This window comes from Dyella lipolytica (assembly GCF_030160075.1).
GTDB lineage: Bacteria > Pseudomonadota > Gammaproteobacteria > Xanthomonadales > Rhodanobacteraceae > Dyella_B > Dyella_B lipolytica.
This window is the reverse complement of sequence record NZ_BSNQ01000009.1, coordinates 264,504-283,754: the sequence shown is the minus strand read 5'-3', so window position 1 is coordinate 283,754 and position 19,251 is coordinate 264,504. Positions and strand designations below refer to the sequence as shown.

Annotated in this window: 19 protein-coding genes, 1 other RNA gene and 1 pseudogene; 4 read left to right on the top strand and 17 right to left on the bottom strand. The window is 60.7% G+C overall.

Annotation, left to right across the window (positions count from 1 at the left end; all coding sequences use genetic code 11):
* Positions 1–83 precede the first annotated feature (83 nt).
* Positions 84–164, bottom strand: a pseudogene (locus tag QQL64_RS14435) (ribose-5-phosphate isomerase RpiA); the annotation flags it as partial.
* Positions 165–519: 355 nt separating this feature from the next.
* Between QQL64_RS14435 and QQL64_RS14430 the strand changes: the two are divergent.
* Entirely contained in the window at positions 520–3,429 is a 2,910-nt protein-coding gene (locus QQL64_RS14430) for a TonB-dependent receptor domain-containing protein (protein WP_284400918.1), read from the top strand.
* 84 nt (positions 3,430–3,513) lie between these two features.
* Here QQL64_RS14430 and rpiA read toward each other — a convergent pair whose 3' ends face one another.
* From rpiA to QQL64_RS14400, 6 genes are all read right to left on the bottom strand, one after another.
* The gene (gene rpiA, locus QQL64_RS14425) at positions 3,514–4,167 is read right to left on the bottom strand and encodes a ribose-5-phosphate isomerase RpiA (protein ID WP_284400916.1); all 654 of its coding nucleotides are present in this window, start codon (positions 4,165–4,167) and stop codon (positions 3,514–3,516) included.
* Positions 4,168–4,195: 28 nt separating this feature from the next.
* Positions 4,196–4,648 (bottom strand): EVE domain-containing protein, encoded by a 453-nt coding sequence (locus tag QQL64_RS14420; RefSeq protein WP_284400914.1) that lies wholly within the window; start codon positions 4,646–4,648, stop codon positions 4,196–4,198.
* On the bottom strand, positions 4,645–5,262 hold the full coding sequence (locus QQL64_RS14415) for a 5-formyltetrahydrofolate cyclo-ligase (RefSeq protein ID WP_284400912.1): 618 nt from the start codon (positions 5,260–5,262) through the stop codon (positions 4,645–4,647). Before QQL64_RS14415 ends, QQL64_RS14420 begins: the two co-directional genes overlap by 4 nt.
* Positions 5,263–5,341: 79 nt before the next feature.
* Positions 5,342–5,528, bottom strand: a non-coding RNA gene (gene ssrS / locus QQL64_RS14410) — 6S RNA.
* 7 nt (positions 5,529–5,535) lie between these two features.
* Entirely contained in the window at positions 5,536–5,877 is a 342-nt protein-coding gene (locus QQL64_RS14405) for a cell division protein ZapA (protein WP_284400910.1), read from the bottom strand.
* Positions 5,870–6,094 carry a TIGR02449 family protein gene (locus QQL64_RS14400; protein ID WP_284400908.1) on the bottom strand — a complete coding sequence of 75 codons (225 nt, stop codon included), beginning with the start codon at positions 6,092–6,094 and terminating at the stop codon, positions 5,870–5,872. Before QQL64_RS14400 ends, QQL64_RS14405 begins: the two co-directional genes overlap by 8 nt.
* A 101-nt stretch (positions 6,095–6,195) precedes the next feature.
* Here QQL64_RS14400 and QQL64_RS14395 point away from each other — a divergent pair, with 101 nt between their 5' ends.
* Both QQL64_RS14395 and QQL64_RS14390 read left to right on the top strand, forming a co-directional pair.
* Positions 6,196–6,759 carry a UPF0149 family protein gene (locus QQL64_RS14395; protein ID WP_284400907.1) on the top strand — a complete coding sequence of 188 codons (564 nt, stop codon included), beginning with the start codon at positions 6,196–6,198 and terminating at the stop codon, positions 6,757–6,759.
* Positions 6,717–8,069 carry an aminopeptidase P N-terminal domain-containing protein gene (locus QQL64_RS14390; protein WP_284400905.1) on the top strand — a complete coding sequence of 451 codons (1,353 nt, stop codon included), beginning with the start codon at positions 6,717–6,719 and terminating at the stop codon, positions 8,067–8,069. Before QQL64_RS14395 ends, QQL64_RS14390 begins: the two co-directional genes overlap by 43 nt.
* A gap of 156 nt (positions 8,070–8,225) precedes the next feature.
* On the opposite strand, the gene cydX is transcribed toward QQL64_RS14390, so the two are convergent.
* The 10 genes from cydX to rph form a co-directional block, all read right to left on the bottom strand.
* Positions 8,226–8,348 (bottom strand): cytochrome bd-I oxidase subunit CydX, encoded by a 123-nt coding sequence (gene cydX / locus QQL64_RS14385; RefSeq protein ID WP_284400903.1) that lies wholly within the window; start codon positions 8,346–8,348, stop codon positions 8,226–8,228.
* Positions 8,349–8,362: 14 nt separating this feature from the next.
* Positions 8,363–9,493 carry a cytochrome d ubiquinol oxidase subunit II gene (gene cydB / locus QQL64_RS14380; protein ID WP_284400901.1) on the bottom strand — a complete coding sequence of 377 codons (1,131 nt, stop codon included), beginning with the start codon at positions 9,491–9,493 and terminating at the stop codon, positions 8,363–8,365.
* A 9-nt stretch (positions 9,494–9,502) separates the two neighbouring features.
* Positions 9,503–11,074: a cytochrome ubiquinol oxidase subunit I gene (locus QQL64_RS14375; protein ID WP_284402202.1), complete on the bottom strand. Its 1,572-nt coding sequence runs from the start codon at positions 11,072–11,074 to the stop codon at positions 9,503–9,505.
* A complete protein-coding gene (cydP, locus tag QQL64_RS14370) occupies positions 11,074–11,295 on the bottom strand; it encodes a cytochrome oxidase putative small subunit CydP (RefSeq protein ID WP_284400900.1) in 222 nt (73 codons plus the stop codon). The genes QQL64_RS14375 and cydP overlap by 1 nt, the downstream gene beginning before the upstream one ends.
* A 227-nt stretch (positions 11,296–11,522) precedes the next feature.
* A complete protein-coding gene (gene pepQ / locus QQL64_RS14365; RefSeq protein ID WP_284400898.1) occupies positions 11,523–12,839 on the bottom strand; it encodes a Xaa-Pro dipeptidase in 1,317 nt (438 codons plus the stop codon).
* A gap of 61 nt (positions 12,840–12,900) precedes the next feature.
* Positions 12,901–13,239, bottom strand: coding sequence for a PilZ domain-containing protein (locus QQL64_RS14360; RefSeq protein ID WP_284400896.1), 339 nt, complete (start codon positions 13,237–13,239; stop codon positions 12,901–12,903).
* Positions 13,236–15,632, bottom strand: a complete 2,397-nt coding sequence (locus QQL64_RS14355) for a DUF1631 family protein (RefSeq protein WP_284400894.1) — start codon at positions 15,630–15,632, stop codon at positions 13,236–13,238. Before QQL64_RS14355 ends, QQL64_RS14360 begins: the two co-directional genes overlap by 4 nt.
* 81 nt (positions 15,633–15,713) lie before the next feature.
* The gene (gene hemW / locus QQL64_RS14350) at positions 15,714–16,874 is read right to left on the bottom strand and encodes a radical SAM family heme chaperone HemW (RefSeq protein ID WP_284400892.1); all 1,161 of its coding nucleotides are present in this window, start codon (positions 16,872–16,874) and stop codon (positions 15,714–15,716) included.
* A gap of 11 nt (positions 16,875–16,885) precedes the next feature.
* Positions 16,886–17,503 carry an RdgB/HAM1 family non-canonical purine NTP pyrophosphatase gene (rdgB, locus tag QQL64_RS14345; RefSeq protein ID WP_284400890.1) on the bottom strand — a complete coding sequence of 206 codons (618 nt, stop codon included), beginning with the start codon at positions 17,501–17,503 and terminating at the stop codon, positions 16,886–16,888.
* Positions 17,500–18,225: a ribonuclease PH gene (gene rph / locus QQL64_RS14340; protein WP_284402200.1), complete on the bottom strand. Its 726-nt coding sequence runs from the start codon at positions 18,223–18,225 to the stop codon at positions 17,500–17,502. Before rph ends, rdgB begins: the two co-directional genes overlap by 4 nt.
* Positions 18,226–18,307: 82 nt before the next feature.
* On the opposite strand from rph, the gene QQL64_RS14335 reads away from it, so the two are divergent.
* Complete coding sequence (locus QQL64_RS14335; protein WP_284400889.1) at positions 18,308–19,165, top strand: YicC/YloC family endoribonuclease; 858 nt, start codon at positions 18,308–18,310, stop codon at positions 19,163–19,165.
* Positions 19,166–19,251 lie beyond the last annotated feature (86 nt).

The window sequence follows — 19,251 nt, the reverse complement described above, 5'->3', positions numbered from 1 at the left end:
ACAACTTAAAAGGATGCACAAAAAAAGCCCCGCATTAGCGGGGCTTTTTGCATTCGATGAAATGAGGCTGATAGAGCATGCATTTTCAATGCCACCGGATCAGCAATCTGCCAACCATGCACATCGATAATCCAGTTACCGTTGTCAGTAACCGCGGCATCGCGCCGACGTCATTCCCGCATGGAGCACGACTAGCTTTCGAGCCGAGGGACTTTCCTCCAAAGCGAGCTCTAACACGAGTCACAAACGGAATTCAGAGGCAATTCCCCCATAGGAAAGATTCTTATCTTGTCTATGCCAGAAGTCATTTGCACTAAATATTCACTTTTTGTAAATATCCATGCAGCACAAGACGGGTAGTGGCTCACTCTGTGTAAGTTTTGTGCTCGGGGAGTCGTCGTCCGGTTTGCCCGGATGGATAGGGACAAAGCGTTTGCGGCGTGCTGGTTGCGGGAGATGCCGGAAGGGGCATGTTGCGTAACGACATCATTAATCGCAGAACAGGCTGAGGGGCCTCTCATGCTGAAAACACCAATCGCCGCGGCCGTTCTGGCTGCGCTATCACTCGTCTTTGTTGCCAACGTGAATGCCGACACTACGTTGGCCACAACAGGTCAGGGTTCATCGACACAGGGAACTGCCGCGCAGAGTTCATCGCAGGACACCGCGCAGTCGACAAGTTCCGATCAATCCACCAGCACGGCGACCGATAAAGCGAAGAAGCTGCAAGCGGTCGTAGTGACCGGTTCGCTGATTCCGCAGGTTGAGGTTGAAACGAGCGCTCCGGTGATCACGATCACGGCTCAGCAGTTGAAGGATCGTGGCTTTGCCACCGTTGCCGATGCGCTGCAGCAGGCTACGTTTGCAACCGGTAGCGTGCAGGGTCCGAATAACTCGGGTGGTTTCACCCAGAGTGCGAAAACAATCAGCTTCTTCGGCCTTGATCCCAGCTTCACGAAATACCTGATCGATGGCCTGCCGATGGGTGATTTCCCTGCGCTGTATAACGGCAGCGAATCGTTCAACAGCCTGACCAACATTCCGATCGAGATGGTCGATCACATCGACGTACTGCCGGGCGGTCATTCATCGATTTACGGTTCGGATGCCATCGCGGGCGTTATCAACATCGTGCTGAAGAAAACCATTGACGCTCCTGTCGTCGACGTTCGCTTCGGATGGCGTACAGGCGGCGGCGGTGCCGATCGGCGCGTCTACGGCGCCGATGGCTTTACCTTCGGCAAGCTCAACGTTATCGCGGGCGTCCAGTTCGAGAGCATTGAGCCGATCTGGGGTTTTGATCGTAGCTTGACCAGTCACTACTTCACTCAGGGCACCACGCCCCCCACGGCGTCGCGCGACTACCTGGTGCTGAGCGAAACACAATTGGTGAACGCGTATTACAGCCCGAATCTGTTGAATCCAGGCGTTGGATGCGCAGCCGTTGCCGGTGAGTACAACGGTACCGAGCAGCTTCAGACGCGCTTGAATCACGGCGAATACTGCGGTTCGCAAAACAGTGCTGGTTATGTAACCGAAACCAACAAAGAGCATTCGGCGAACCTTTACACGCACGCCACGTACGATCTGAATAGCGACGTGCAGTTTTATGGCAACTTCCTGTACAGCTACGACCAGCAGCAATACTCCGCAGGGTCCAGCTTCCTGTTCTGGCAGAGCCCCATCTATTACGATCCCAACCTTGGCGACTACGTCCTTGCGCAGCATGCGTTTAGCCCGGAAGAGGCTGGCGGTTACCAGAACATCCTGGATAACAACGTCGAAAACTCGTTCCTGCTGACCATGGGTGCGAAGGGTAGCTTCGGCCAATCGAACTGGGACTATGACCTGACCTTCAATCATTCTGAAGATCACCTGCAACAGCGCACCTTCCAGCGCTGGACTACCGAGATCAATAGTTATTTCGACAACATACTTGGCCCGAGCTTGGGACCCGATCCAGGTGGCGCCGGCTTAAACACCTACACGCCGAACTACCCGGCTTTCTACACGCCTGTGTCGAATGCGGCCTTCCGTGGATTTACCGGTTACACCGAGACGTATGCCAAGACCTGGGACAACATGCTTCGTGGCCAGGTCACCAATGCGTCGCTGTTCACTCTGCCCGGTGGCGACGCCGGCGTGGCAGCAGTATTCGAGGGTGGTAACCAGGGCTGGAACTATTCCCCTGACCCGCGCACGCTGGATGGCGACACTTATGAGTTCACCGACGTGTCGGGCGCAGGCCACCGCTCGCGTTACGCCGGTACGCTCGAGTTCAACGCACCGTTGTTCTCGATGCTAACCGTGGATGCGTCCGGCCGATACGACAGTTATGACGTCGCTGGCGGCACGGTGAGCCATCCGACCTACAATTTCGGTTTCGAATTCCGTCCGTTTGGCAACATTCTGTTGCTGCGTGGTTCGGTTGGTACCGCTTTCAAAGCGCCGACGTTGGCTGATGAGTTCCAGGGTCCGAGCGGCTACTTCAGCAGCGTGACCGACTACTACAACTGCGCAAAGGAAGGCTTCACCGGTGGCAACATTGCCAATTGCCCGACGCAGTTGGGTGGTGAACAGTTCTTTGGTCAGCAGTCGGGTAACCCGAAGCTGCAGCCAATCACCGCCAAGGTATTCAGCTACGGCTTCGTGGTGTCGCCGTTCACTGGCTTCAGTTTGAAGTCGGATTTCTACCACTACAACATCGCTAACGAAGTCGAGGTGCAGAGTTCCGACTTCCTCGCACGGACCGAAGCCAATTGCCGTTTGGGCATCTTCGATATCAACTCGCCGAGCTGCCAATCCGCCTTGGCTCAGGTGATTCGTTCGGGTACGCCGCTGGCGCCAGGCCTGCTGCCTCCGATTACCGAGATCCTTACACCGAAGGTCAACGTCGCGCGCGAGTATCTGAACTCAGTGGTGACCGAGGCGGACTACACCACGCATATCGGTTCCTACGGCAGCATCGATGTGAAGACGTCCTGGAGTGACATCATGACGCACAGGCAGCAGCTGCTGCCGGGTGATCCCTACATCAATTTGCTCCGCGAACCGTTTTACAGCACGGAGTTCAAGAGCAAGGTCGATGGTTCGATCGGCTGGCTCTCGCCGACGCAACAGTGGGGTGTGACGGTCTACGGTATTCGCGATGGCGCTTCGCCGAACTACCTGGCGACCATCGCCAACAACTACTCCACACCAGGTGCGGCGCATCTGGGTCCGTGGATCCGCTACAACCTTACCGTCAGCTATAGCCCGATCAAGAACTTGGCGCTCTCGTTGGAAGTCGACAACGTCTTCAACAGGATGCCACCGCTCGATCGTAGCTATGGAGGCGACGTCGGCCAGCCGTTCAATCAGTTGAACTACGACGTTAACGGTCGTGGCTTCTTCCTCGAAGCGACCTACAAGTTCAGCAGCAGCAAGTAAGCAAGGACTTATGAAACAAGAAAAAGCCCCGCCGTCTGGCGGGGCTTTTTCATTCAGTGACAGCGTGCTTCGACAAACCTTTCGTCACATCACTTTGTCGCCGATCAACACCACATCAGCGGGCCGCCGCGCAAACAACCCTACCGAAACGATCCCCGGAATCTGATTGAGCTCACTTTCCAGCGTCACCGGATCGGCAATCTGCCAGCCATGCACGTCGATAATCCAGTTGCCGTTGTCGGTCACCACGCCATCGCGCCACACTGGATTACCTCCACGCTTCACGATCTCGCGCCCGATCAAGCTGCGCGCCATCGGAATCACCTCGATCGGTAGTGGAAATTTGCCGAGCAGGTCCACGCGCTTGCCCGAATCGATGATGCAAACAAACTTCTGCGCAGCCTGCGCGATGATCTTCTCGCGTGTCAGTGCCGCGCCACCGCCCTTGATCAGACGCTTGTGCGGATCGCATTCGTCGGCGCCGTCGACATACAGTGCCAAGGGGCCGGTGGCATTGAGATCGAACACCGGAATACCGTGTTTCTTCAATTGCGCTGTGGATTGCTCCGAGCTGGACACCGCACCCTGGATACGATCCTTGATGCTGGCCAGCGCATCGATGAAAAACGCCACCGTGGAGCCAGTGCCGACGCCGACAACGGCACCGTCCTCGACGTAGCGGATGGCCGCTTCGCCTGCGAGGCGCTTCTCGTTGGCAGGATTCGCATTGCTGTTCATGGGAGGGATTCCGTGATGGGAGAGGGGATCATTCCAGCGCGAGGATCGCGCGCCATTCGGCGGCAGTTACCGGCATCACCGAAAGCCGATTGCCCTTGCGCACGAGCGCCATGTCGGTGAGATTCGGCTGCGCCTGCAACTCCTTCAGCGTGATGACGCGCGTGAGCTTCTTGACGAACTTCACGTCCACCAGCATCCAGCGTGGATTGTCGCGCGAACTGCCGGGATCGAAGTATTGGCTCTTGGGGTCGAACTGGCTGGGATCGGGATACGCGTCGGTCGCCACTTCGGCGATGCCTGCGATGCCGGGCTCCGCGCAGTTGGAATGATAGAAAAACACGCCGTCACCCACGCGCATGCCATCGCGCATGAAATTGCGCGCCTGATAGTTGCGCACACCGTCCCATGCCTCGCGTTTCTTGCGCTTGAGATCGTCGATGGAAAACGTATCCGGCTCGGATTTCATCACCCAATAGTTCATGCGCTGGCATCTCCCGCGGTATCGGTGCGGCAATCGATCAGTTCCCGGTCGGTCGCGACAAAGTCCAGCGTTACGTCCCAGCGTTCGGGCGCGATGTCCGACAATTCCTGGAAATCATAGGCGATGCCTACCAGCAGTGGCTCGGTCGGGCGCAGCTGGTCCCTGAGAAAGGCGAAGCTGCGGTCGTAATAGCCGCCGCCGTAGCCGAGCCGGTTGCCGCGGCGGTCGAAGGCAAGCAGGGGCACCAAGACCAGATCTAGCTGGAACGGGGCGAACCATTCGTGCGGCGTCACCGGCTCGGGGATGCCGAAACGGTTGGGCTGCACGGCGTCGCCAGCGGTCCAGGGCGCAAAGCGCAACAGGTTGTCCTGGCCGATCAGCGGCAACAGGAACTGCTGCCCGCGCGTTGCCAAGGGCGGGATCACCAGATTCAGCGGCAACTCGCCGTCGCAGGCCCAGTAGCCGGCCACGCGACTGTCCGTATGGTATTCGGGAAGGTGCTCCAGGCTGCGTCGCAGGCCCTGGGCGGCGGCCATGCGCTGGGGTGGGGTCAGCGCGCGGCGGCGTTCGGCCAAGCGCTGGCGTAGCTCACGGCGTCGTGCGGCGGCATCCACGTCGCGCGTCTCCTGAAGGCAGCTGGCGATCCGCTCCCCGGATGCCGCTTTGGGCGGCATCCGGGCTGGGAATGAGGTGGCGTCAACCGCGATGCCGCTGCTCACCAAACGACCTTGATCCGAGAGGGATCAGGTGGGAGGGAAATCAAGCCTTCGAGGCTTTCCGCACGCGGCGGACATGCACAACAGACTTAAGTAACCGTCCCGGGGCCGTATTTAGGAACAAGGCAAATGTAAGAGTGTGCTGGCGCACACCGCAGAAAACGCCGAGGACTATTTTAGTTGTGTATCCAGTGTCGCTTCAAGCTTGCGACGCAATGCAGCCAAGCTTTCGGCGATGCCTGGTTCAGACACGCTGTTGTTTTCTGCGCTGGCAGCGGGTCGTTTCTGCAATTTCAGGTATTCGTGCGTGATGCTGATCGCGGCGAGCACTGCGAGGCGATCGAAACCCGGCGTTCTGGCATGTGCACGCAGTTCGCGCATTTTGCGATCGAGAAAATTCGCCGCTTCCAGCAAACCTTCGCGCTCTTCAGGCGGGCAGGCGATAAGGAATTCGCGATCGATCAGTCGCAGTGCGACCGGTTCGTTGGTAGTTGTGCTGATGACGTCAGCCATTGCTTTCGAGCGCCTTGAGTCGTTGGATCATGGCCTCCACCCGGCTACGCGCCTGTTCGTTGCGTGCCAATAAGCCGGCGCGTTCGTTCGCCAGCTGTTCCTGGCTATGACGCAGGCTGCGATTTTCTTCGTTTAACCGGTGCACATGCTCGAGCAGCCGATCAAGCTGCTGGCTTAGGGCGGCAAGCTCAAACTGGGCAGAGTCGGGCGTCTTCATGCGTTGAACTATATCAGGACGCCGATAGAAATCTGCTGGCTGAGCCGTTGGGGTAAAGGTCTGCATTAAACTTGTGCTTTAGCTGTTAAAAGGAGTCCGCGATGGCCGCCCCCGAGCTGATCGGTTACGACGAACTGGACGATGTCATAGCGCACCTGCGGCTAGCCATTAGCGCCAGCGAAGTGCATGGATCCTTATGCGGTTTTCTGGCCGGCAACGGCCGGCTGGGCCGGCGGCCGTTGCTGGAAGTACTGCATCTGGATGCCGGCGGTATCACGGTAGGCGGTACCGATCAGGCCGTGCTGGATCAACTAGTCCGCCAAAGCGAAGCCGAGCTGGCCGATCCCGAACTGGGCTTCGAGCCGCTGCTACCGGCCGATGACCGTCCCTTGCCCGAACGCGCCGATGCCTTGGTCGACTGGTGTCGTGGTTTCCTTGGCGGGTTCGGTCTGGGTGGCCCCGATGCACATGGTCGGCTTTCGGATGAGAGTAAGGAAGTGATGCGCGATCTCGGCGCCATCGCTGCGTCCTCGCTGGATTTCGGCGATGAAGACGAGGACGAAGATGCCCTGATCGAAGTGCACGAATTTGTGCGCATGGGTGCCATGCTGTTGTTCACCGAATGCCACATTCCCAACCAACCATCCAGCAACACCCTGCATTGAGCATCGCCCCCGACGAATTCGCGCGCCGACGCCGCCAGTTGATGAAAATGGCGGGACCGGACGCCGTGGTACTGATCGCCACCGCCCCCGAACGCATGCGCAATGCGGATGCGGCGTGGCCGTATCGGCAAGATTCGGATTTCCATTATCTCAGCGGTTTTCCCGAGCCTGATGCCGTACTGGCGCTGTTGCCGGGACGCCAGCACGGCGAAACGGTGCTGTTCTGTCGCGAGCGCGATCCGGAGCGCGAACGCTGGCATGGCGAATCGATCGGCACGGAACGTGCGGTCGCCGACTACGGCATGGATGATGCGTTCCCCATCGACGATATTGACGACATCCTGCCCGGCATGATCGAGGGCAGGGGGCGCGTCTACTGTCATTTCGGCCGCGAACCGCAGTTCGATGCACAGCTGCTCGGCTGGATGCGCCGCCTGCGCCAACTGCGTGGCGGCGGCGTGGTGCCTAAGGAGTTCGTGGCGTTGGGTCATCTGCTGCACGATCTGCGCCTGTACAAATCGCGTGCGGAATTGAAATTGATGCGTGCCTCCGCCGCGATCGCGGCCGAAGCGCATCTGGCGGCCATGGCGCTGGCGCGCGCAGGTCGTCATGAATATGAGGTGGAGGCTGAACTGTTGCGTGTCATGCGCACGCGCGGCGCGGTAGCGGCGTTTCCGCCGATTGTTGCGGGGGGCGTCAACGCCTGCACCATGCATTACCAGGCCAATCGCGCATCGCTGAAAAACGGCGACATGCTGTTGATCGATGCGGGCGCGGAGCTGGAGTGCTATGCATCGGATATCAGTCGCAGTTTTCCGATCAACGGACGTTTCAGTCGCGAACAACGCGCCTTGTACGAAGTAGTGCTCACCGCGCAACTGGCGGCCATCGACGAAGTGCAGCCGGGTCGGTCCTACAACACGCCGCACGACGTCGCGGTGCATGTGATCACCGAGGGTTTGTGCGCACTCGGTCTACTCAAAAGCGCACCGGCCGAAGCGATCGCCGAAGGCAGCTACAAACGGTTTTTCCCGGCCAAAACCAGCCATTGGCTTGGCCTGGATGTACACGACGTGGGCGACTATCGCGTCGACGGCGAACCGCGCCTGCTCGAGCCCGGCATGGTGCTCACCGTCGAGCCGGGTATCTACATCGCTCCGGACGATATGTCGGTGCCCGAGGCGTGGCGCGGCATCGGTATCCGCATCGAAGACGACGTAGCCGTGATGCGCGACGGTAATGAAGTGCTTACCGCTGCGGTGCCCAGGGATCCGGATGCCATCGAAGCGTTGCTCGCGGGCCGGCGGTGAGCTAATCCCGGTCTTGCGTTACAGCTCAACACCTGACCCTTCTCCCTTTGGGAGAAGGTGCCGACAGGCGGATGAGGGTTCGGTCGGAGCCAAATATCGAACATTTACGCAAGCATCGTACCCTCACCCCAACCCCTCTCCCGGAGGGAGAGGGGCTCAGTCCTTGCCACCCTTCGCCCGATTCGCTTCGTCGGTCGCATCCACCTCGTACCACATCGCGTTGAGCACAGCGAATGCGCACGCAAGGCCAAGACCCAATATCCAGCTGAAATACCACATGGCGATCTAGCCTCTCAGTAGTTGTTGTGCGAGTGCTGAACGTCTTCCAGCATGACCCGGCCGCGCATCACCCGATACACCCAAGCGGTGTAGATGATGATGATGGGCAGGAAAATGATCACCGCTCCAAGCATCAGCAGCAGCGTGCCATGGCTGGAGGATGCGTCCCACACTGTCAGGCTGGAGTGCGGATCGAGGCTCGATGGCAACAGGAACGGAAACAGCGCGAAGCCGGCTGCGAGGATAGTGCCAGCCACCATCAGACTGCTGCACAAGAAGCCGGTAAGGCTGAGCTTGCCCACCGTCCACTGCACACCGACCGCTCCGAGCAAACCCAGTGCAGGCGCGAGCCAAAACCACGGATACATCATGTAGCTGGCAAACCAACTGCCACCGACCGTTACTTGCTTGAACAAAGGATTGGCCACGCCATCCGTTACCACCGGCCCCGCTACCCCGTAGCCGGGCACGCCATAGGCCAGCCAGATGCCGGCGGCGACAAAGGTAATCGCGTAGGCCAACGCCATCCAGCGCGCCATACGTGCGGCGCGCTGCGCAATCACTTGATCGGCGCGATACGCCGCCCAGCACGCACCATGCGTCAGCAACATGGCGATGCTCACCAGTCCGGCGAGTATCGCGTAGGGATGTAGCAAGTCGAAGAAACCTCCTTGCCACGTCATATGCAGATCATCGTCGTAGCGAAACGGCAAACCCAGGAACAGGTTGCCGAATGCCACGCCGCTGATCAGCATCACCACAAAGCCGGAAAAGATCAGTGCGCCATCCCACACTGCACGCCAGCGCGGATCGTGCATCTTGTTACGGAAATTGAAACCCACCGGTCGCACGATGAAGGCGAGAAGCACCAGCGCCAAGGCGAGATAAAGACCGGAAAAAGCCGTGGCGTAGAGAATCGGCCACGCCGCGAAACTCGCGCCACCGCCAAGCACAAACCACACCTGATTGCCTTCCCAGGTCGGTTCGATGGTTTCCAGCAGTACATGGCGTTCGTGTTCGGTGCGGCCCAGCACACGCAGTAGTGCGGCGATGCCGAAATCGAAACCGTCCATGATCGCGAACCCGATCAGCAGAATGCCGAGCAAGGCCCACCAGATCACCCGCAATGTTGTGATATCGAACATGGCGTTCTCCTAAGCTTTGCTTGTGCTGTACGCAGGATCGATATCGCGCGCCGGCCACAGACCCAATTCATCCGGTCCCTTGCGCGCGTACTTGGCCATCAAGGTGGCATCGATCACTGCCAGCGCGGTGTAAAACAGCACGAAGCCGCCAAGCGATGTCCACACCTGACCGGCGGTCAGCGACGACACGCCCAGCGAGGTGGGAAGAATGCCTTCGATCGCCCACGGTTGCCGGCCGTATTCGGCCACGACCCAGCCCAGCTCGGCAGCGACCCATGGCAGCGGCAGGCTGCAGAGCGCTAGCCGCAGAAACCAGCGCTTGTTGTCGAGCTGCCGCTTGCTGGCGAGCCAGAACGCATAAGCAAACAGTGCGATGAAGTAGAAGCCGCAGGCAACCATGATGCGGAACGCCCAGAACAGCACCGGCACATTCGGAATGGTGGAGTCGGCCGCTTTCTGGATATCCGCCGGCGTGGCCTGGCGCGGATCGGCAACGTAACGCTTGAGCAGCAGCGCATAGCCCATGTCACCGTCGTACTGCGAGAGCGTGGCGTTGGCCTGCGCGTCATTCGGGTTTTTGCGTAGGGTCAGCATCGCATCGTAGGCTTGGATACCGTCACCGATCTTGCCCTTGGTGTCCTCCACCAGATTGTTGATACCCGGTATGGGCTTATCGAGCGAGCGGGTGCCGATCAGGCCCATCACCCAAGGTACGTGCAGCGCAAAATGCGTCGTGCGGTTCTGGACGTCCGGAATGCCGAAGACCGTGAACGAAGCCGGCGGCGGTTCCGTTTCCCACATGGCCTCGATGGCGGCCATCTTCATTTTCTGGTTTTCGGAGACGGCATAGCCGGATTCATCGCCCAGCACCACCACTGAAAGCGCCGCGGCGAGACCGAAGCTGGCCGCTACCGTCATCGATCGCTTGGCGAAATCGACGTTACGTCCGCGCAGCAGGTACCAGGCGCTGATCGATAGCACGAACATCGAACCCACCACGTAGCCCGCACTCACGGTGTGCACGAACTTCGCTTGCGCGACAGGATTGAACAGCACATCGGAGAACGACGTGACCTCCATGCGCATCGTCTGCGGATTGAACTTCGCACCCACTGGATTCTGCATCCAGGCATTGGCAATCAAAATCCACAAGGCCGAAAGATTGGTGCCCAACGCGAGGAACCAGGTCACCAACAAATGACTCACCCGCGATATACGCGTCCAACCCATGAAAAACACGCCGACCAGCGTGGCTTCCAGGAAAAACGCCATCAGTCCCTCGATCGCCAGCGGCGTACCGAATACATCGCCCACGTAGTGCGCGTAATACGCCCAGTTCATGCCGAACTGGAATTCCATGGTGATACCGGTGGCTACGCCCATGGCGAAATTGATGCCGAACAGCACGCCCCAGAACTGCACCATGCGTTTCCACACTTCGCGTCCGGTCATGACGTAGACGCTTTCCATGATCGCCAGCATCCACACCAACCCCAGCGTGAGCGGCACGAACAGGAAGTGGTACAACGCAGTTAGCGCGAATTGCACACGCGACAGGGTGACGACATCCGAATCGATGATCATGGTTTGGCTTCCGGCGTGGTTGACGGAGACGGTGCGAGCAGGTGCTCGATGGCGGCAGGGCGTGTATCCGGGCGCGGGTAATGCGACGCCACGATCCACCAGATCAGCGAAAGAAACGCGATCTTGGCGAGTACGATGAGGATGAGTTCAACGCTCAGCCGGCGCAACGGCCGGCGAGGCGGAGGGTGGTGGTCGGACCCTGCTGACGACATAAGCATAGTGACGGCTTCCATCCATGCATGACGTAAAGCCAGAATACGCCGGCCTCGGCCGGTTGTCGCGCGCCATGTTGTCGCGGCGCGCAGACCGAGAAGTATGCAGCGGTGTTAGCAACCGAACTTAATCTAAATCGCCCGAACGCCTGCTTACACTTTCAATGTCGTTGCATGGCGAGATACACGCAGAGTGTTCTCACGGGTACTTGCCGCATTATGTCGATGTTGTGTCAGCTGGCCGTGAAAGCATTGCGAGTCAGATTTTCCGGTGCGCCCTCGGTGCACACCACATCATCCTCGATGCGAATGCCGCCGTAAGGACGGAAGGCGGCCACCTTGGCCCAATCGATGTCCTTGGAAGCAGGTTTGCCGCGCAGTTCTTCCAGCAACATGTCGATGAAGTACAGACCCGGTTCGATGGTAACGACCATGCCCGGCTCCAGCACGCGTGTCATGCGCAGGTAAGGATGGCCATCGGGTCGTGGAATGCTGCCGCCGCGTTCGCTGGTTTGGAAGCCGGCCACGTCATGCACCTGCAGACCGATCGGATGACCCAATCCATGCGGAAAGAACGTGGCGCTGACGCCCGATTGCACCGCGCTTTCGGCACTCATGCGAATCACGCCGTGTTCGCGCAGAACATCGGCCAACACGTGGTGAGCGTGGATGTGCAGTTCCGGATAACTCTGGCCGGCCTTCACCATGGCCACGAAACTTAGCTGCGCCTTTTCGACGCTATCGATCAACGCCTGAAAATCGTTGTGGCCTGCCGCGGCGTAGGTGCGGGTAATGTCGCTGGCGTAACCGGATGCGCTGGCACCGGCGTCGATCAGGAAAGAACGGCTTTGCGTCGGCGGCGTGCGATCGAAGTGCGTGTAATGCAACACCGCGCCATGTTCATTGAGACCTACGATGCTGGCGTAAGGCAGTTCCGCATCGATCTGCCGTGCAGCGGCGAGATACGCCATGTGAATACCGAATTCGCTCTCGCCCGCACGGAACGCTCTTTCGGCGGCGCGGTGCGCGCACATACCGATGCGGCTGGCTTCGCGCATCAGTTCCAATTCGTACGGTGTCTTATAACTGCGGTGCCAATGCAGATAATCGACCACGGTCTGCGGATTGTTGGCTTCCACGCCTTCGATAGACGGGCAGGCCGGTGCAATCACGGCACGCTTGCCTTTCGGCAAGACTGCGACAGCTTCGGCATAGGTGCGCACGATGGTGATATCGAATTGATCCACCCAATAACCGCTCGGCGCAGCCGGCACCACATGCCAGTAATCGCGCGGCTGCACAAAGATCAGCTTCGGTTTATGGCCAGGCGTGTAAACGACCCAGCTGCCCGGTGCGTCAGTGAGCGGCAGCCAATGACGAAAGTGCGGATTGGCGACGAACGGGTAATCCTGGTCGTCGAGGAATTTGCGCAACGGCGTACTCGCAGCGATCAGCAGATGATCGAAGCCACCCAAGGCCAGCGCTTTGTCCGCGCGTTCGCGCAGGGTTGCGATGTGTTGGGCGTAGAGCGGGGCGAGGGCGTGGCTCATGCGAGATTCCGGCGTGGGTATCAGTTCGCCAGTGTAACGCGATGAGCCTCAGGGCCAGGAATCAGGCGTGCTGCAACCAGTGATCCAGCTGCGTGGCATCCGCATTGCCGATGGCGATGATCCGATAACCCGCCCAGGTTTGGCCGGGCGTCGCGGCCGGTTCGTGCCACTGCTCCTGGATGCCGACTTCGAGCGTCGTCGTTGCGCCATCGCGTCGAGGCAAGGCAAGGCTGACCTGATAGACCGCTTCGCTGCGCGGCACGCGCTGGCCGATCAGCAGCATGCCGTTGCTGGACAAGTTGCCCAGGTGTCCAAGCGGGTGGCCGGTGATCGTGTCGGTAACGGTCACGCTGTAATCCGGTTGCTTGCGTGGCGCACGGCGTTGTTCCGACCCATTCATGAGCGGGCTTCCGGTAAGGGCGACGATGCGGGTCGAAGCAGGCTGTTCGTCAATGCGTTCCACGCACGATCGAGCAGATTTTCTTGTTGTGGCGGTATTTCGCGCACGCGACCGCTGGCGATCGCGCGCGCCAGTTCCTGCAGATTCATGACGTCGCTGCGTTGACCGCGGCGGGTGACGAACAAACTGTTGCCCGATACCGGCGAGAACCACGCTAGCTTGCGTTGCGTGGTTTCCCCGGTGGCGGGGTCAGTGAATTCGAACCAGCTGCCGAATGGCAGCTGACGCAGACGATTGTGGATACGCGCTTCGCGCAGGCCCAGCGGCGGCACGACGGCGGCGTTGGTGGGTTGCGCTTCCTGCCCGCGGTGCTCGCCTAGGCGCTGGCGCTGCTTGAGGCGCACGGCCAGATCGGTGGCGCTGGGGACATCCGCGGTACGCGGCGCAGCGGTGGGTTTGGGTTTTATTGCCGCTATGGCAGGGGTTGGCTCGGGTGAAGCGGCTTCTACGGGTTTGTCATCGACGGGCACTTCGATGACGGGCACTTCGATCGCAGCGCTGTCCGCAGCGGCAACGTCGAGTGTCGTTACGACCGGCGCGTGCGGCGCAGAAACGTCCGTACCGATCAGTCGCTGTGCGACCTGTTCGGCTTCGTCGGCGGGCATACCGATCTGCTGCAGGCCCGTCTCCACTTCGTGACGTAGCAGCACGGGATCGGTTACCGGGAACTGGCCGAGCAATTGATCGGTGACGCGCAGTTGATGGCGGAAGGCGTCGCTATGTTCGTCGTGACGTAGCAGGTTCAGCGCCAGCACATCGGTCCATGCACGCTCGAGCAGCGTTCGCAGCAGGCCACGTGGCGACGCAATGGCGAAACGTTCGCTCATCAATTCGTCCGCACGGTGGCGCGCCTGCTCCAGTCGCTCGCGACCTTGCATGGCTTCGATCTGGCGGCGTTCGGTGGTTTGCGCTTTGCGGGCCAGCTGGCCAAGGTGATATTCGATATCCGCCAGCAGGCTGGTATAGAGACCGGCGGTAGGTGGCTCCTGCTGAGCGCGTTCCACCAGATGACTGAGTTTGCCCAGCAACTGGTGGTCGGTATCGCCGTCGGGTCCGCCGAGCCAGTCGTTGACGGTTTCGGCGAGCTTGCCCAGCATCTGGCGCGCTGGATGCTCGCGCTGGTTGAAGAAATCACGGTCGGTTACGGCCAGCCGCAGCAAGGGCAGCTGCAGGCTACCCAACAGCGCGCGTGCATCGGGGCCGTGATGCAGCTGCTCGGCGAGTTGTTCGAACAGCATGGCGACCAGCTCTACGGTGTCACCTTGCTCGGTACTCAGCTGCATGTGCGGAGTGCCTGCAGGCAAACCGGTATTGAGCTGCAGCAGCAGTTCCTCGTGCAGGCGCTGCGCGCTGCGTAGTTCGCGGCTGGTGTGATCGGTGACCTGGATCATGTGTTGCTGTAACGCGGACAGCGCCGTCTGCAATTCGTCCGGCGAAGCGGTGCGTCCGCCGGCCGCGGGCGAGGGACCCGCCATGGCCGTCCGTTGCCGTGAAAGCATGTCGCGCAAGGTTTCCAGTACGGCGATCGGTTCGCTGCGCTCGGATGTGGCTGCAGCGGCGGGTGCCGGTGTGCCGGGAGTCGGCGTGGGCGCAGCTCCATGTGCGGGACCATGACTTGGCCGCGCGGCGGGAAACGCACGAAGCTGCGTCAGGATGCCGTCGGCCAACAGCTTGGCGTTGATGCCGTCGTAGAGCGACACCAGCGCGCCGCCCACGCTGCCTTCGAAAACCTGCAGCAAGATCAGGCGATGTTCGATCGGCAGATTCATCGGCTCGCTGGCCACACGCAAAATACGCGCGAGGTTTTGCGGGCCTATGGGTAAATCCTTGCCTTCCAGCGGCGGTGCGCCGACCAATACGGCCAAGCGGTAGGACAGCTCCGATAGCATCGGGCCGTTGTGCGCTTCGCTGCGCGCCGCGAGCTTGTCGAGCGCGGCAGTCAATTCGTGTTCGGTGCGATCGAGCAAGGTCAGCGACTGCATGCCGAGCGATTGGGATGCTTCATCGTCCTCGACACTGCCCATCTCCTCGAAACTGTCTCGAAGACGAGCGGCGAACGATTGCATGAATGCCAGGCGTCCCTGCTGCGCCAGATTGCGGCTGTCGAAACAGCGTTGCTGTTCGAGATGATTGCGTGAGCTTTCGGCTTGCTCATAGAGACGCTTGTCGAAACGATCCAGGCACAGTCGCAGCGTCGGTTCGAGCCAGTGGTCGCACAACGTGCAGGCCGCATCCACCAGACGACGCGCGCGCGACGGCATCTGACCGTGTTCTACACGGCCAAGCTGATCGCGGGCGGTAGATGGCGGACGTCCCCTTGGTTCGACATCCATGACGCAAATCCCAGTTATTCCCCGGCAAAGAGTGTAAGCCGGTTGCCAGGTCGCCGTCATGGGGCGGGGAAGGGTTTTTTGTTACAGGAAGCTGGCGATCACGTCGTTGAGGAAGCGTTGGCCCAGAGGGGTGGTGCCAAGGCGTCCAGGATCGCTTTCCAGCCAGCCCCTGCGGCGGCCTTCGGCGAGGCGATTGGCAATGTGTTCCAGGGGTAGGCCGGTCCGTGCGCTGAAGTCGTCGGCGGGGACGCCGTCGATCAGCCGCAATGCGTTGAGCATGTATTCGAACGGCAGTTCGTCGGTGACGACGGCCGCATGGCCGCCGACTCGAGCTGCACTACCGGCGGCATCGAGATAGGCATTGGGGTGGCGGACCTTCCAGCGCCGGATCACCTGGCTGCCAGATACGTCCGTGATTTTGCCGTGTGCGCCGGCGCCGATGCCCAGGTAATCGCCGAAGCGCCAGTAATTGAGGTTGTGTTCGCAACGCCGGTTCGGTCGGGCGTAGGCGGAGATTTCGTATTGCGTATAGCCGGCGGCGGCGAGGCTCGATTCGCACGCTTCCTGCATGGCCCACGCGGCATCGTCATCCGGCAGCGGCGGCGGATGCGCCGCGAAGGCGGTATTGGGTTCCAGCGTGAGCTGGTAATGCGAGATGTGCGTCGGCTCCAGTGCTACGGCGCGCTCGACATCGGCCAATGCGCCGGATAGCGATTGCTCCGGCAGTGCGTACATCAAGTCCAGGTTGATGTTGTCGACGCCGGCATCCTGAGCTGACTTTACGGCGGCTTCCGCTTCGACAGCGGAATGGATACGACCGAGGCGCTTGAGCTTGCTGTCGTCGAAACTTTGAATACCGAAGGAAATGCGGTTGACGCCGGCGGCCAGATAGCCGTCGAAACGCCCATGCTCAACCGTGCCCGGGTTGGTTTCCAACGTGACCTCGAAAGCGTCTGCGAAAGGCAGGCGTTCGCGCGCACCGTCAAGAAAGCGCGCGATCAATTCCGGTGCAAACAGGCTGGGTGTGCCGCCGCCGAAGAACACGCTGACGATGGGGCGACGTTCCAGCGCATGGCCGAAGTCGGCGCGGTCGGCATCGAGATCAGCCAGCAATGCTTCCACGTAGGCGGCATAAGGCGGCTCGCCGCGCAGGCCGTGCGAATTGAAGTCGCAGTACGGGCACTTTTTTACGCACCACGGCATGTGGACGTAGAGCGCAAGCGGGGGTGCGTTTAACGACAACGAATCATCTCTCAAACATGCAGTTCGGCGATGCGCGCGTGCAGTTGCGCCATGGCTTGCGCGCGATGGCTCAGGCGATTTTTCACTGCAGGCTCCAGTTCGGCAGAGCTCAACAGTTGTTCGTGCGGCAGAAACAGCGGGTCGTAGCCGAAGCCGTGGGCGCCGCGCGGTGCTTCCAGAATACGCCCATGCCAGCGTCCTTCGGCGATCAGCGGGGCGGGATCGTCTGCGTGCCACAGCAGAGCCAGCACGCTGATAAAGAACGCGCCGCGCTGTTCCGACGGTACGCCGTCGAGTTCGCGCAGCAACCGCGCGTTGTTGGCGGCGTTGTCGCCATGTGCGCCGCTATAGCGCGCGGAATAGAGACCGGGCGCGCCGTGCAGATGCGGTACGCAAAGTCCCGAATCGTCGGCCAAGGCGGGCAAGCCTGTCACGCGGGCGGCGTGGCGAGCTTTGAGCAGCGCGTTTTCGACGAAAGTGAGCCCGGTCTCCTCGGCATCTTCGACACCCAGTTCGGCTTGTGGCACCACTTCGAAATGGCTATCGGCGAGCAAAGCGTTGAATTCGGCTAGCTTGCCGCGGTTGCTGCTGGCCAACACGATGCGTTGCGTAGCGGATGCCTTGCTCATGCTTCCAGCGCCGCGCGCTGCAGCTTCACCAGTTCAGCGATGCCTTTTTCGGCCAGGTCGAGCATCGCGTCCATTTCGCCGCGGCGGAAGGCGTGGCCTTCGGCGGTCCCTTGCACTTCGATAAAACCGCCGCCGTCGTTCATCACCACGTTCATGTCGGTGTCGCAGTTGGCATCTTCGGCGTAATCGAGGTCCAGCACCGGCAGTCCCTGATAGACGCCGACTGACACGGCGGCAACTGCGCCGATGATCGGATTGCGGCGCAGGCTCTCGCGCTTCATCAACACGTTCACCGCGTCGACCAGTGCGACGTAAGAGCCGGTGATCGCTGCCGTACGTGTGCCGCCGTCGGCTTGCAGCACGTCGCAATCGAGGGTGATGACGCGTTCGCCCAGCGCCTGACGATCGACACAGGCGCGCAGGCTGCGGCCGATCAGTCGCTGGATTTCCATGGTGCGGCCCCCTTGGCTGCCACGGGTGGCCTCGCGCTGGGTGCGGCTGGACGTGGCGCGCGGGAGCATGCCGTACTCGGCCGTTACCCAACCTTCGCCTTTACCGCGCAGCCAGGGCGGCAAGCGGTCTTCGACGCTGGCGGTGCACAGCACGCGCGTGTCGCCAAAGGAAATCAGCACCGAACCTTCGGCGTGACGGGTGTAATGGCGCTCGATGGTGATGGCGCGCAACTGGTCGCTGGCGCGGCCGCTCGGGCGGGACACTGTCACTGTGGTCATGGGCTCGGTTAGGCAGGTAAGGGCAGGACAGTTTACCATTGCCCCCTTTCAGCACCGCCCAGGACTGGCTCCGATGATTCGCAGCATGACCGCCTATGCCTCTGCCGAGGCCGTCACTCCGGCCGGGGCGCTGACCTGCGAATTGCGCACGGTCAATCATCGCTATCTGGAGCTTAGTCCACGCCTGCCTGAGGAATTGCGCAGTTTCGAGCCGGCTTTGCGCGAGCGGATTGCCGCCCGGCTTTCGCGTGGCAAGGTGGACGTGATCGTCCGTCGTGGCGAGTCGCGCGGTGAATCGCTGCAGGTCGATAGCACCATGGTGGGGCGACTGTCCGAGCTGGCACTGGATCTTGAGACCCGTTTTCCGCGCATGCGCATCGAGTTTACGGAACTGCTGCGTTTCCCCGGCGTGCTGCAACACGCGGAGATCGATCAGGACGCCCAGCAGTCGGCGTTGCTTGGTGTGCTCGACCGTGCGCTGGATGCACTCACCGCAACCCGTGAGCGCGAAGGCGCCAAGCTCACCGAGATGCTGCGCGAGCGGCTGGATGCTATCGAACGCATCGTTGCGGATGTGCGTGGATGGATGCCGGAGATCCGCACCGCGTTGCGGGCGCGCCTCGAATCGCGCCTGGCGGATCTCAAGCAACCGGTCGACCCGGGCCGGCTCGAACAAGAGCTGTTGCTGCAGGTCACCCGCTCCGACGTCGACGAGGAATTGGATCGCCTCAGCACGCATATTTCTGAAACGCGCCGGGTATTGGGCCTGAAGGAACCGGTCGGACGCCGGCTGGATTTCCTGATGCAGGAGTTCAACCGCGAAGCGAACACGTTGGGTTCCAAATCAGTCGATGCGCGCAGCACCAATGCGGCGGTGGAGTTGAAAGTGCTGATCGAGCAGATGCGCGAGCAGGTGCAGAACATCGAATGAGTGCGAGCATGCAAAGACGTCAGCGCACTATGGTAGTCCTGCGCAAGCCGTGGCCCCTCACCCCAACCCTCTCCCCGGTGGGGAGA